This is a genomic window from Mycolicibacterium canariasense (assembly GCF_002101555.1).
Classification (GTDB): Bacteria; Actinomycetota; Actinomycetes; order Mycobacteriales; family Mycobacteriaceae; genus Mycobacterium; species Mycobacterium canariasense.
Map to the genome: position 1 here is coordinate 15,974 of NZ_LQOL01000029.1, position 12,774 is coordinate 28,747.

The window sequence follows — 12,774 nt, forward strand, 5'->3', positions numbered from 1 at the left end:
GTAGACCTATCCACTATGCGAAAGCGAGGCCGCGATGCTGGGCCTGCCCGAGGGCGTGCGCGCCTGCCTGTTCGACCTGGACGGCGTGCTCACCGACACCGCCAGCGTGCACAAGACGGCGTGGAAGGCGATGTTCGACGAGTACCTGCGGGATCGGGCCGCGCGCACCGGCCAGCCGTTCGTGCCGTTCGACGTCGACCACGACTACCTGACCTATGTCGACGGTAAGCGCCGCGAGGACGGGGTACGCGCCTTCCTGACCAGCCGCGGTATCGACCTGCCCGAGGGCGGACCCGATGATCCCCCGGACGCCGAGACGGTAGCCGGTCTGGGCAACCGCAAGAACGCCATGTTCCAGCGGGTGCTGCACACCGACGGGGTGACGGTGTTCGACGGCTCCCGGCGTTACCTGGCCGAGGCCGCCGGTGCGGGGCTCGGCGTGGCCGTGGTGTCCTCCAGCGCCAACACCCGCGAGGTGCTCGAGGTGACCGGGTTGGCCCGCTACGTGCAGCAACGCGTCGACGGCGTCACGCTGTGCGAGGAGCACCTGCCCGGTAAACCGGCGCCGGACTCGTTCCTGCGGGCCGCCCAACTGCTGGACACCGAACCGGCCGCCGCCGCCGTCTTCGAGGACGCACTGGCCGGCGTGGCCGCCGGCCGTGCCGGGAAGTTCGGCTGTGTGGTGGGCGTGGATCGGGTCGGCCAGGCCGACGAGTTGCGATCGCACGGCGCCGATATCGTCGTCACCGACCTCGCCGACCTGTTGCGGGACGGCCGATGATCACCCACGACGCGTTTCCCGTCGAACCCTGGCAGATCCGCGAGACGCGGCTGGACCTGGACATGCTGGCCCAGTCGGAATCGATCTTCGCGCTGTCGAACGGGCATATCGGCCTGCGCGGCAACCTCGACGAGGGCGAACCGCACGGATTGCCGGGGACATACCTCAACTCGTTCTACGAAACCCAGGCCCTGCCCTACGCCGAGGGCGGATTCGGATACCCGGAAGCCGGCCAGACCATCGTCGACATCACCAACGGCAAGATCCTGCGTCTGCTCGTCGACGACGAACCGTTCGACGTTCGGTACGGCGAACTCGTCGACCATGAACGGGTGCTCGATCTGCGGGCCGGCACGTTGTCGCGGGTGGCCCAATGGCGTTCGCCGGCAGGCAAACAGGTCAGGGTCGCCTCGACCCGGCTGGTGTCACTGACCCAGCGCAGCGTGGCCGCCATCGAATACGTCGTCGAGGCGCTCGACGAATTCGTCCGTGTCACAGTGCAATCCGAGCTGGTCGCCAACGAGGATCAGCCCGAACGATCGGACGATCCGCGGGTGGCCACCCGGCTGGAGCACCCGTTGCAGGCAGTGCATCACGAGCACATCGATACCGGTGGACTGCTGGTGCACCAGACGAAGGCCAGCGGACTGATGATGGCCGCCGCGATGGACCATGAAGTCGAGGTTCCCGGCCGGGTCGAGATCACCACCGATTCCCGACCGGATCTGGCCCGCACCACGGTGATCTGCGGTCTGCGGCCCGGCCAGAAACTGCGCATCGTCAAGTATCTGGCCTACGGCTGGTCCAGCCTGCGTTCGCGCCCGGCCCTGCGTGACCAGGCCGCCGGGGCGCTGGCCGGCGCCAGGTACAGCGGCTGGCAGGGCCTGCTCGACGGCCAGCGAGCCTATCTCGACGAGTTCTGGGACAGCGCCGATGTCGAGGTGTTCGGTGATCCCGATTGCCAGCAGGCGGTGCGGTTCGGGTTGTTCCACGTACTGCAGGCCAGCGCGCGTGCCGAACGCAGGGCGATCCCGGGCAAGGGGCTCACCGGCACCGGCTATGACGGCCACGCCTTCTGGGACACCGAGGGTTTCGTGCTTCCGGTACTCACCTACACCAAGCCGCATGCCGCGGCCGACGCACTGCGCTGGCGGGCGGCCACCCTGGACCTGGCCAAGGACCGGGCGCGCCAACTGGGCCTGGCGGGCGCCAGTTTCCCGTGGCGCACCATCCGCGGCGAGGAGTGCTCGGCCTACTGGCCGGCCGGTACCGCGGCCTGGCACATCAACGCCGATATCGCCATGGCGTTCGAACGCTACCGCGTGGTGACCGGCGATGACAGCCTGGAACGCGAATGCGGGCTGGCGGTACTCGTCGAGACCGCGCGCCTGTGGCTGTCGCTGGGGCATCACGACCGGCACGGGGTGTGGCATCTGGACGGCGTCACCGGCCCGGACGAGTACACCGCGCTGGTGACCGACAACGTGTTCACGAATCTGATGGCGGCACACAATCTTCGGGTTGCCGCCGCCGCGTGCTTGCGCCACCCGGAGGCGGCCCACACCATCGGCGTCACCACCGAGGAGACGGCCGCCTGGCGGGATGCGGCTGCCGCGGCGCACATCCCGTTCGACAAGGAGCTCGGGGTGCACGCGCAGTGCGAGGGTTTCACCAACCTCGCGGAGTGGGACTTCACGGCCGACACCCAGTACCCGCTGTTGCTGCACGAACACTACGTGCGGCTCTACCCGACCCAGGTGCTCAAGCAGGCCGACCTGGTGCTGGCGATGCATTGGCACAGCCATGCTTTCTCCGCCACCGAGAAGGCCCGCAATGTCGACTATTACGAGCGCCGCACCACCAGGGACTCGTCGTTGTCGGCGTGCACCCAGGCCGTCATGTGCGCCGAGGTGGGGCATCTGGAGCTGGCCCACGATTACGCCTACGAGGCCGCGCTGATCGACCTGCGCGACCTGCACCACAACACCCGCGACGGATTGCACATGGCCTCGCTCGCCGGTGCGTGGACGGCGCTGGTCGCCGGGTTCGGCGGGCTGCGCGACGATCAGGGGATGCTGGCGCTGGATCCGCATCTGCCCGACGGCATCACCCGGCTACGTTTTCGGTTGCGCTGGAAGGACTTCCGGCTGACCGTCGACGCCACCCACCACGAGGTGACCTACGGCCTGCGGGACGGGCCGGATGCCAGGCTGACCATCCGGCACGCCGGCGCCGAACTCGAACTCAGCACGCAGAAGCCGACGACCGTCGACGTGCACCCGCGCAAGCCCTTGCTGCCGGCGCCGCCGCAGCCCATCGGCCGGGAACCGATGCGGCGCCACCTCGTCTCCGAGCGAGCGGCCCAGTGAGCACCGCCCCGCCGAGTACCCCCGGTCAGCCCGCCGAGCCGACCGGGGTGATCGGCAGATGCCGCAACGCACCCGGCGCGTCGGCCGGGACCACCGGATGCGCCGGCGAAATGGGCGAGAGCCGCTGGTAGGGCTGGCCCTGGGCGGGCCGTTGGTCCTGTTCGCCTTTGTTCGGCCACAGCGACGCCGCCCGTTCGGCCTGTGCGGTGATCGAAAGCGACGGATTCACACCGAGATTCGCCGAGATCGCCGCGCCGTCGGTGACGTACAACGTCGGGTAGTTGTACACCCGGTGGTACGGGTCGATGACACCCGTCTCGGGGCTGTCACCGATGGCCGCACCCCCGAGGAAGTGCGCGGTGAGCGGGATGTTGAACAGCTCACCCCAGGTGCCGCCGGCCACGCCGTCGATCTTCTCGGCAAGCCGGCGGGTCACCTCGTTGCCGGCCGGGATCCACGTCGGATTGGGCTCACCGTGTCCCTGCTCGGAGGACAGGATCCGCTTGCCCAGCGGCCCACGTTTGGTGAACGTGGTGATGGAGTTGTCCAGGTGCTGCATCACCAGGGCGATGACGGTGCGTTCGCTCCAGCGCTGCGGATTGAGCAACCGGATCAGCCCGCGGGGATCTTCCCCGGCCTGGTCGAGGAACTGACGCCAGCGCGGCACGTCGGTGCCGCCGGGCCCGGCACCGTCGGTCATCAGCGTCTGCAACAGACCCATCGCATTGGAACCCTTGCCGTAGCGCACCGGTTCGACGTGGGTGTCCTCGGTCGGGTGGATCGACGAGGTGATGGCCACCCCGTGCGTCAGGTCGCGATCCGGGTGCACCGTGATGGTCTGCGCGCCGACGATCGATTCGGAGTTGGTCCGGGTCAGCACGCCCAGACGCTGCGACAGCTTGGGCAGCTTGCCGGTGTCACGCATCTTGAACAGCAACTTCTGGGTGTTGTACGTGCCGGCCGCCACGATGAGGTTGGTGGCGGTGAACGTCTTGCGCCTGCGGCGCAGCTTGCTGCCGGTGCGGGCGGTGTGGATCTCCCACACCCCGTCGGGCCGTTGGCTGAAGCTGGTGACCGTGGTCATCGGGTGTACCTGCGCGCCGGCCGATTCGGCCAACCCCAGGTAGTTCTTCACCAGGGTGTTCTTGGCGCCGTGCCGGCAGCCGGTCATGCATTCGCCGCATTCGATGCAGCCGGTCCTGGCCGGTCCGGCACCGCCGAAGTACGGGTCCGGGACGGTCTTGCCCGGGGTTTTCTGCCCGTCCGGGCCGAAGAACACCCCGACCGGGGTGGCGACGAAGGTGTCGCCGACGCCCATATCGTCGGCGACCTCCTTCATCAGCCGGTCGGCATCGGTGAAGGTCGGGTTGGTCACGACGCCGAGCATCCGCTGCGCCTGCTCGTAGTGCGGCATCAATTCCGACCGCCAGTCGGTGATGCCCGACCACTGCTTGTCGGCGAAGAACGGCTCGGGCGGCACGTAGAGGGTGTTGGCGTAGTTGAGCGATCCGCCGCCCACCCCGGCACCGGCCAGGATCATGCAGTTGCGCAGCAGGTGGATGCGCTGGATGCCGTACATGCCCAGCTGCGGCGCCCACAGGAAGCGGCGCAGGTCCCAGGAGGTCTTGGCGAAATCGGCATCGGCATATCGTGGGCCGGCTTCCAGGACTCCCACCCGGTAGCCCTTCTCGGTGAGCCGCAGCGCGCTGACGCTGCCCCCGAAACCCGAGCCGATGATCGCGACGTCGTAGTCAGGCTGCATGTGACCAGTATGACGCTACCGATAGGTAACTTCTAGACAGGAAGGCCTAACTTGTAAAGGAAAGTCGGTCGATCACGCGACTTCACCCTCCGACGGTCAGGCCGACCTTCTGGAACTCCTTGAGATCGCAATAGCCTGCCTTGGCCATCGACCGGGCCAGGCCGCCGACCAGGTTCAGCGAACCGAACGGATCGTCGGACGGACCGTCGAGCACCTGCTTGAGCCCGGGCCGTTCCCCGAGCGCCACCTGCAGCAGCGCGCCGCGCGGCAACGACGGGTGTGCGGCCGCCGACGGCCAGAACCAGCCACCGCCGAGCGCTTCGGCCGCGGTGGCCAACGGGGTGCCCAGCACCACGGCGTCGGCCCCGCAGGCGATGGCCTTCGCGAGGTCACCCGAGGTGTGGATGTCGCCGTCGGCCAGCACGTGCACGTACCGGCCGCCGGTCTCGTCGAGGTATTCGCGGCGGGCCGCGGCGGCGTCGGCGATCGCGGTGGCCATCGGCACGCTGATGCCGAGCACCTCGTCGCTGGTGGTCACGCCATGGGTGGAGCCGTAGCCGACGATGACGCCGGCGGCACCGGTGCGCATCAGGTGCAGCGCGGTGCGGTGGTCCAGCACGCCGCCGGCGACCACCGGGACGTCGAGTTCGGAGATGAACGTCTTGAGGTTCAGCGGCTCGCCGTCCTGGGCGACCCGCTCGGCGGAGATGATGGTGCCCTGGATGACCAGCAGATCGATCCCGGCGGCCACCAGGGCCGGGGTCAGCGCCTGCGCGTTCTGCGGGCTGACCCGCACCGCGGTGGTCACCCCGGCTTCGCGGATCCGCGAGACTGCGGCACCCAGCAGTTCGGGATCCAGCGGCGCCGCGTGCAGCTGCTGCAGCAGCCGGATGGCGGCCGACGGCTCCGGTTCCTTCTCGGCGGCCTCGAGAACTCGCGCGATCTTGTCCTCGACATCGGCGTGCCGCCCGATCAGCCCCTCGCCGTTGAGCACACCCAAACCGCCGAGCCGGCCCATCTCGATGGCGAACTCCACCGACACCAGGGCATCGGTCGGGTGCGCCACCACCGGGATCTCGAACCGGTAGGCGTCCAGTTGCCAGGCCGTCGACACGTCCTTGCTGGACCGGGTGCGGCGGGACGGGACGATGTTGATGTCGTCGAGTTCGTAGGTGCGGCGGGCGGTTCTGCCCATGCCGATTTCAACCATGTCGCGCATGTGGGAGTCCTTGCGGGCTAGCGGGCGTAGTAGTTGGGCGCTTCGACCGTCATGGTGATGTCGTGCGGATGGCTTTCCTTGAGCCCCGCCGCGGTGATCTGGACGAACTGCGCCTGCTGCAGGTGCTCGATCGTGTCCGACCCGGTGTATCCCATGGCGGCGCGCAACCCGCCGGTGAGCTGGTGGATGACCGTCGACAGCGGGCCGCGGAACGGCACCCGGCCCTCGATGCCTTCGGGTACCAGCTTGTCCTCGGACAGCACATCGTCCTGGAAGTAACGGTCCTTGGAAAAACTCTTCTGCGTGCCGCGGCCCTGCATGGCGCCCAGCGAGCCCATGCCGCGGTAGCTCTTGAACTGCTTGCCGTTGACGAAGATCAGGTCACCGGGCGATTCGGCGGTGCCCGCCAGCAGCGAGCCCAGCATCGCGGTGGACGCGCCGGCGGCCAGCGCCTTGGCGATATCACCGGAGTACTGCAGGCCACCGTCGGCGATCACCGGCACGCCCTTGGGCGAGCAGGCAGCGACCGCCTCCAGGATCGCGGTGATCTGCGGGGCCCCGACACCGGCGACCACGCGGGTGGTGCAGATGGAGCCCGGCCCGACGCCGACCTTGACGGCATCGGCCCCGGCCTCGACCAGCGCGGCGGCCGCGGCCCGGGTGGCCACGTTGCCGCCGACCACGTCCACCCGCTCCCCGACGACAGCCTTGAGCCGGCTCACCATGTCCAGCACCAGCCGGTTGTGCGCGTGCGCGGTGTCGACGATCAGCACGTCCACCCCCGCGTCGACCAGCGTCATGGCCCTGGTCCACGCGTCGTCGCCGATGCCGACGGCCGCGCCGACCAGCAGCCGGCCGTCGCTGTCCTTGGTGGCCAGCGGGAACTGCTCGGTCTTGACGAAGTCCTTGACGGTGATCAGGCCGGTCAGCTTGCCGTGCCCGTCGACGATGGGCAGCTTCTCGATCTTGTTGCGGCGCAACAGGCCCAGCGCGGCCTCGGCCGAGACACCCTCCTGGGCGGTGATCAGCGGCGCCTTGGTCATCACCTCGGCGACCGGCTTGTCCATGTCGACCTCGAACCGCATATCGCGGTTGGTGATGATGCCGACCAGGGAGCCCTTGTCGTCGACCACCGGAAGACCGGAGATCCGGAACCGGGCGCACATCGCGTCCACTTCGGCCAGCGTGTTGTCCGGCGAGCAGGTCACCGGATCGGTCACCATGCCCGCCTCGGAGCGCTTGACCGTCTCCACCTGGCCGGCCTGCTCGGCCACCGAGAGGTTGCGGTGCAGCACCCCCATGCCGCCGGCGCGGGCCATGGCGATGGCCATCCGGGATTCGGTGACGGTGTCCATCGCCGAACTCACCAGCGGAACCTTCAGCCGGATCCGCTTGGTCAGCTGACTGGACGTGTCCACCGCGGCCGGGACCACATCCGAGGCGGCCGGCAGCAGCAGGACATCATCGAATGTCAGCCCGAGCATCGCGATCTTGGTCGGGTCATCGCCGCCGGTGGACACCGGTACGGCGAGCGGGATGCTGCTGCTTTCAGCAATCGACATGGGTGGAGCCTCCAGGAACCAACAGGCGTGGATCTAAAGGTCCATCTTATCGGCACTGACCTCGATGCTCGTGACTACACCCGCCGGGTCTCGCCCAGGGTGAACGGCTGGCGCGGATGTGGCGGGCCTGCGTAGGCTAGATGCGTGCGCGATGACTTCCCGCCGGGGCTGCCGCCTGACCCGTTCGCCGATGACCCGTGCGATCCGTCGGCCGCGCTCGACGCGATCGAACCCGGCCTGCCGCTCGATCCGCAGGAACGAAGCGCCGTCGAAGCCGATCTCGCCGATCTGGCCGTGTACGAGGCGCTGCTCGCGCACAAGGGAATCCGCGGGCTGGTGGTGTGCTGCGACGAATGCCAGCAGGACCACTATCACGACTGGGACATGTTGCGGGCGAACCTGCTGCAACTGCTGGTGGACGGCACCGTGCGCCCGCACGAGCCTGCCTACGACCCGGAACCCGACGCGTACGTGACGTGGGATTACTGCCGCGGCTACGCCGACGCGTCCCTCAACGAGGCCACTTCGGAACCCGACGGGTACCGCTGATCTCCTGATCCACCCCGGCGGCGCGCCGAGTTAGTGTCCGCCGGGCACCGTCGTCGTCACCACGACCTCGGGCGCCCGCTGCGGCGCCGGCGACTCCTTGGTGGCCTGCACCGTTTCCTCGGCCGGCGCCTGGTTGCGCGCCGGGGGCGCGCTCGGCTCCTGCTGTTGCACCGGCGGTGCCGCCGAGGGCGGCTCCTGCACCGCCGGAGCGACCGTCGTCGTGGTGGTGGTGCGCGCCTGGGTCGTCGTGGTCGCCTGGGTCGTCGTCGTGGTGCTCGGGGCGACCGTCGTCGTGGTGGTCGTGGCGGTGGTGGTGGTCGGTGCCGCCGTCGTGGTGGTGGTCGTGCTCGGCGCGACCGTCGTGGTGGTGGTCGTGCTCGGCGCCACCGTCGTGGTGGCGGTCGACGTGCTCGGGGCAGTCGTCGTCGTGCCGCTCGACGGCGTCGGTTCCGACGTCGTGGTGGAGGCGTCGGCACTCGGTGACGTCGAGGTCTGCGACGTCGAGGTCTGCGACGGCGATGTCGTCGTCACCGTGACCTCGGACCCCGTCGTGGTGGTCACGCTCGTCACCTCGGGCGGCGTGGACACCGTCGTGGTGGTCTCGGTGGTGCTCTCGATGACCGGCAGCGGCAGCAGTGTCAACGGCGAGGACGGCAGCTCCGGCAGCGGCTGCCCCGCCGGCGGCAGGGTGGCGGCCGGGTCCTGCTCGACGACCTTGTAGGTCAAGGCATTCCACTGCTGGATGAGTTCGGATTTGCGCTCGACGGTCTCGACGCTCTGCACCTTGGTCGACAGCGCCGCCAGCCGCTCCTGGGCCTGATCCCACTGGCCGTTGTCGATGAGCTGCTGCACCTGCTGCATCTCGGTCTGCGCGGCCAGGACCACCGCGTCATCGCGGGTCTGTCGCTGGTCACCGAAGAGCAGGGTGTGCAGACCGTAGAGCCCGTCGCCGGGATCCGCGCTGTACACCACCGACGCGAAGCCGCCGAGGCACAGCACCGCCGCCGCGGCGGAACCGATGACCGCCAGTGACCGCCGGTTACGTCGCCGCGAGGAGAAGTCCAGGGCGTTGCGCAGCGCGGACTCGGCCTCCAGCGGAGGCACCACATGGTCGATGGGCACCTGCCGGACCTCGTCACGCCAGCCGGATAGCAGGAAGGCCAGTTCGGCGTCGGCGCGGTCGGTCGAATAGACCGGCTGCTCGGAGGCCAGCGCATCCAGGAATTTGTCGGCGCGATTGATGTCGTTGAGCGAGGGATCGCCGCCGTTGGCGGTCCAGCGGCCGAAATCAGGCATAGTCCCCTCCGACCGCGGTGATCTCTGACTTGAGTTTGGCCAGCGCACGATGCTGCGCGACGCGGACCGCCCCTGGCGTGCTGCCCACGGCCTCGGCCACCTCTTCGGCACTCATCCCGACGACGACACGCAGGATGATGATCTCGCGCTGCTTCTCGGGCAGCGTGGCGAGCAACCGATCCATCCGCGCCGAGGCCTCGGAGTCCAGCGCCCGCTGTTCGGGCCCGGCTTCCCCCGAGAACCGTTCCGGCACCACATCGGTGGGCTCGGAGCGGTTACGCGCCGACGCCCGGTGGGCGTCGGCGATCTTGTGCGCAGCGATGCCGTACACGAAGGCCAGGAACGGACGTCCCTGATCCTGGTAGCGCGGCAGCGCCGTGATGGCGGCCAAGCACACCTCCTGCGCAATGTCATCTGCCGATAGACCACTTCGTTCTGCTGACCCGATCCGTGCCCGGCAGTACCGGACGATGATCGGGCGGATGGTCTCCAGGACCACCCGAAGTGCGTCCCGGTCACCGGCCACCGCATCAGCGACGACAGCATCGAGACGTTCTCCCGAAATTGTCATCGTGGGCGATATCTCCAGCGTTACGTAAGGGACACATGCAGGCGGGGTGCGCGTCAGATAAACACTAACGATCCGGCGGTGCCGAACCGCTTCAGCGACGCGTCCACACGCCGCCTCTGCGTCGCACTGTATCGGCGGCTGCGTCCCGAACGGCCGCGACGTGCGCGGGCGGATGCGCCGTACTGCCGATTTCGGCGAGCAGACAGGCCAGCGCCCACCGCAGCGGGATCAGACCGAGCCGTTCGGTCTCGCCGAACGCCTCATCGGCGATGCGGCGGGCGTCCGGAAGACGCCCTGCGCTGCACAATGCGGCCGCCAGCACCACGGCCGATTTGACCGCATGCCGCGCAGACCCGGTCGATCCGGCCAGCTCCGTCGCCCGCTCGGCGTGGCCGACGGCGACCGCAGCATCACCGCCGGCCATGTTCAGTTCGGCCGACACCCAGTGCAGGCGCACCGGCAGCCGGGCGGGCCCGGATCCGTCGATCAGCGGCGCCGCCCGTCCCAGCAATGTCGCCGAGAGCTCGAACCGTCCCACCCCGAGGGCGTCGGCCGCCAGGCCGACGAGCGCGTCGGCCCCGGCTTCGGGGTCCGAGCCGGCCGCTGCCCAGGCCCGGCCGTCCCAGCCGCGGGCGAGGTCGTGCCCGCCGAGCTGGCGCAGGAACGACGCTCGGGTGCTGCACGCCAGCGACAGCAGGGGCCCGCGGCCGGGTGCCCGCGCGATATGGGACAGATCGGCCAGGGCGCTGGCGTAGCGCCCCTGGCCACCTGCCGCGACGGCGCGCAGCCACCGATCGCGCTGTGAGGTCGCCGCCGGCAGCGGCCAGCGGTCCGGATGCGGGCCGAAAGCGGCCTCGGCCAGGCACGTTGTCGCAGAGGTCATCGGACTGCGACGGTATCAACGGCCCGGGCGGGCACCGAGACGGCGTGACGAAAGCAACCTTGGTTAACAATTGGTGGTCGCCATGTTTCCGGCAGATCAACGAAACCCTCGGTACCGGATAAAAGTAATCTGGGCGAACTGCGGAAATGCGCATGAGTACGGACCCGGCGCCGTTTCTTGAACACGCTTCGCGTTGCATGCGGGTCGCAATGATGAACGTGATGTAAATTCTCACGCTGCGGCTATGTGGTTACGCACACGACCTGGCTATTGACCTTTTTTCGGTAGCCCTTCTACGTTGTGTGCACGAGTTGGTCATCGGCGACAAGTGCTCGGATCGGTTCCGCGACTCACGCACCTACGCGTTTCGCGAATTGGGTGTGACGAGAGGGGTTTTCCACATGCCACAGCCGCAGCAACTACCCGGACCAAATGCCGATATTTGGGATTGGCAAATGCAAGGACTCTGCCGAGGTGTCGATTCTTCGGTCTTTTTCCATCCCGACGGCGAGCGGGGCCGGGCCCGCGCCCAGCGTGAGATGCGGGCCAAGGAAATGTGCCGCAGCTGCCCGGTGATCACCCAATGCCGTACGCACGCCCTCGCCGTCGGCGAGCCGTACGGAATCTGGGGCGGCCTGAGCGAGTCCGAACGCGAGATGCTGCTCAAGCGCGGGATCCGCCGCACCGCCTGAAACCGAACTGACGAAAGGCCTCGCCCGGACGCCCGGGCGAGGCGTTTCTGTGCCCGGAGCCGGTGTGCGGTGATAATTCTTGACCGTCCACGCGCCCGGCAGTCAGGAGGTCCCATGCCCACCGATCCATCGACCGAAGGCACCGTGATCGTCACGGAGACCGGCGCGGGGACCTACACCCAGGAGATCATCGCCGGGTCGCACCGGCTGAGGGCCGACGAGCCACAGCCGGTCGGCGACGACGACGGTCCGACTCCGTACGACCTGCTGCTGGCCGCGCTGGGGTCGTGTACGTCGATGACGGTGCGGATGTACGCCGATCGCAAGGGCTGGCCGCTGGATCGAGTCCGGGTGACGCTGCGGCACTCCCGCATCCATGCCAGGGACTGCGCCGACTGCGAGACCACCAAGGGATGGATCAGCCACATCGATCGCGAGCTGGAACTGATCGGTGACCTGGACGACGGTCAGCGGCAGAAGCTGATGGACATCGCCGAGCGTTGCCCGGTTCACCAGACGCTGACCGGGGAGGTCCGGATCGCCACGGCGCTGCGCTAGCAACGTGCCGCGCCGATCAGAACACCCGGCGCGGCACCAGCACCACGCGCCAGCGGTCGGGGTCCTCGAAGGTCAGCGCGCCCACCTTGGTCCAGTACGGATTCTCCGGTTCGACCGGCTCGTGCCCGGCGGCCGCGAGACGCTCGACCACGTCGTACATCGGCGCCTCCCCGTGGAAGTACAACACCAGCAGATTGTCCAGAGTCGGTGCCGGACAAGGACTCCCGTCGATATGCGTGGTGAATTCCAGGTGGTATTCGGTACCGGGTAGCCCCAGCATGACGCCGGTGTAGCCGTCGTGGTCCTCGAACCGGTAGATGACGGGCAGGCCGAGATGTTCGGCGTAGAACCGCTCCACCTCCGCCAACCGATCGGTGGGCCGGGCGACGCGAATCTGGGCAAGCTCGATGGTCATGCACGCCAGTGTCCGACCTCAATGGCACTTGAGGTCAAGTCCGACCCGCCATGATGCGGACGCCGCCGCCCCCCTGGTGCGGAGTTACCGGAATGGGTCCGAAATCTCGGAATGGCC

The 12,774-nt window shown here is 68.5% G+C and carries 12 protein-coding genes; 5 read left to right on the forward strand and 7 right to left on the reverse strand.

Going from position 1 to position 12,774, the window contains the following annotated elements:
- Positions 1-34: 34 nt before the first annotated feature.
- Both AWB94_RS04515 and AWB94_RS04520 read left to right on the forward strand, forming a co-directional pair.
- Complete coding sequence (locus AWB94_RS04515) at positions 35-781, forward strand: beta-phosphoglucomutase family hydrolase (protein WP_062659890.1); 747 nt, start codon at positions 35-37, stop codon at positions 779-781.
- A complete protein-coding gene (locus AWB94_RS04520) occupies positions 778-3,150 on the forward strand; it encodes a glycoside hydrolase family 65 protein (RefSeq protein WP_062659891.1) in 2,373 nt (790 codons plus the stop codon). Before AWB94_RS04515 ends, AWB94_RS04520 begins: the two co-directional genes overlap by 4 nt.
- Positions 3,151-3,175: 25 nt before the next feature.
- Here AWB94_RS04520 and AWB94_RS04525 read toward each other — a convergent pair whose 3' ends face one another.
- The 3 genes from AWB94_RS04525 to guaB all read right to left on the reverse strand — a co-directional run bounded on the left by AWB94_RS04525 (position 3,176) and on the right by guaB (position 7,693).
- Complete coding sequence (locus tag AWB94_RS04525) at positions 3,176-4,912, reverse strand: GMC family oxidoreductase (protein WP_062659892.1); 1,737 nt, start codon at positions 4,910-4,912, stop codon at positions 3,176-3,178.
- 82 nt (positions 4,913-4,994) lie between these two features.
- On the reverse strand, positions 4,995-6,131 hold the full coding sequence (locus tag AWB94_RS04530; RefSeq protein ID WP_062659893.1) for a GuaB3 family IMP dehydrogenase-related protein: 1,137 nt from the start codon (positions 6,129-6,131) through the stop codon (positions 4,995-4,997).
- A 17-nt stretch (positions 6,132-6,148) separates the two neighbouring features.
- The gene (gene guaB, locus AWB94_RS04535) at positions 6,149-7,693 is read right to left on the reverse strand and encodes an IMP dehydrogenase (protein WP_062659894.1); all 1,545 of its coding nucleotides are present in this window, start codon (positions 7,691-7,693) and stop codon (positions 6,149-6,151) included.
- A 144-nt stretch (positions 7,694-7,837) separates the two neighbouring features.
- Here guaB and AWB94_RS04540 point away from each other — a divergent pair, with 144 nt between their 5' ends.
- Positions 7,838-8,242, forward strand: a complete 405-nt coding sequence (locus AWB94_RS04540; RefSeq protein ID WP_024455162.1) for a DUF5319 domain-containing protein — start codon at positions 7,838-7,840, stop codon at positions 8,240-8,242.
- A 30-nt stretch (positions 8,243-8,272) separates the two neighbouring features.
- On the opposite strand, the gene AWB94_RS04545 is transcribed toward AWB94_RS04540, so the two are convergent.
- From AWB94_RS04545 to AWB94_RS04555, 3 genes are all read right to left on the reverse strand, one after another.
- Positions 8,273-9,538, reverse strand: a complete 1,266-nt coding sequence (locus AWB94_RS04545) for an anti-sigma-D factor RsdA (protein ID WP_064961415.1) — start codon at positions 9,536-9,538, stop codon at positions 8,273-8,275.
- The gene (locus tag AWB94_RS04550) at positions 9,531-10,109 is read right to left on the reverse strand and encodes a sigma-70 family RNA polymerase sigma factor (RefSeq protein WP_024455164.1); all 579 of its coding nucleotides are present in this window, start codon (positions 10,107-10,109) and stop codon (positions 9,531-9,533) included. Before AWB94_RS04550 ends, AWB94_RS04545 begins: the two co-directional genes overlap by 8 nt.
- A gap of 91 nt (positions 10,110-10,200) precedes the next feature.
- Positions 10,201-10,992, reverse strand: a complete 792-nt coding sequence (locus AWB94_RS04555) for a hypothetical protein (protein WP_062659895.1) — start codon at positions 10,990-10,992, stop codon at positions 10,201-10,203.
- Positions 10,993-11,393: 401 nt separating this feature from the next.
- Here AWB94_RS04555 and AWB94_RS04560 point away from each other — a divergent pair, with 401 nt between their 5' ends.
- Both AWB94_RS04560 and AWB94_RS04565 read left to right on the forward strand, forming a co-directional pair.
- Positions 11,394-11,684 carry a WhiB family transcriptional regulator gene (locus tag AWB94_RS04560; RefSeq protein ID WP_036404241.1) on the forward strand — a complete coding sequence of 97 codons (291 nt, stop codon included), beginning with the start codon at positions 11,394-11,396 and terminating at the stop codon, positions 11,682-11,684.
- A 114-nt stretch (positions 11,685-11,798) separates the two neighbouring features.
- Positions 11,799-12,242, forward strand: coding sequence for an OsmC family protein (locus tag AWB94_RS04565; RefSeq protein ID WP_062659896.1), 444 nt, complete (start codon positions 11,799-11,801; stop codon positions 12,240-12,242).
- A gap of 16 nt (positions 12,243-12,258) precedes the next feature.
- On the opposite strand, the gene AWB94_RS04570 is transcribed toward AWB94_RS04565, so the two are convergent.
- Positions 12,259-12,657 (reverse strand): VOC family protein, encoded by a 399-nt coding sequence (locus tag AWB94_RS04570; protein ID WP_062659897.1) that lies wholly within the window; start codon positions 12,655-12,657, stop codon positions 12,259-12,261.
- Positions 12,658-12,774 lie beyond the last annotated feature (117 nt).

Coding starts and splice junctions, on each gene's coding strand:
- AWB94_RS04515 (WP_062659890.1), top strand. CDS start 35: ATGCTGGGCCTGCCCGAGGGCGTGCGCGCCTGCCTGTTCGACCTGGAC.
- AWB94_RS04520 (WP_062659891.1), top strand. CDS start 778: ATGATCACCCACGACGCGTTTCCCGTCGAACCCTGGCAGATCCGCGAG.
- AWB94_RS04525 (WP_062659892.1), bottom strand. CDS start 4,912: ATGCAGCCTGACTACGACGTCGCGATCATCGGCTCGGGTTTCGGGGGC.
- AWB94_RS04530 (WP_062659893.1), bottom strand. CDS start 6,131: ATGCGCGACATGGTTGAAATCGGCATGGGCAGAACCGCCCGCCGCACC.
- guaB (WP_062659894.1), bottom strand. CDS start 7,693: ATGTCGATTGCTGAAAGCAGCAGCATCCCGCTCGCCGTACCGGTGTCC.
- AWB94_RS04545 (WP_064961415.1), bottom strand. CDS start 9,538: ATGCCTGATTTCGGCCGCTGGACCGCCAACGGCGGCGATCCCTCGCTC.
- AWB94_RS04550 (WP_024455164.1), bottom strand. CDS start 10,109: ATGACAATTTCGGGAGAACGTCTCGATGCTGTCGTCGCTGATGCGGTG.
- AWB94_RS04555 (WP_062659895.1), bottom strand. CDS start 10,992: ATGACCTCTGCGACAACGTGCCTGGCCGAGGCCGCTTTCGGCCCGCAT.
- AWB94_RS04560 (WP_036404241.1), top strand. CDS start 11,394: ATGCCACAGCCGCAGCAACTACCCGGACCAAATGCCGATATTTGGGAT.
- AWB94_RS04565 (WP_062659896.1), top strand. CDS start 11,799: ATGCCCACCGATCCATCGACCGAAGGCACCGTGATCGTCACGGAGACC.
- AWB94_RS04570 (WP_062659897.1), bottom strand. CDS start 12,657: ATGACCATCGAGCTTGCCCAGATTCGCGTCGCCCGGCCCACCGATCGG.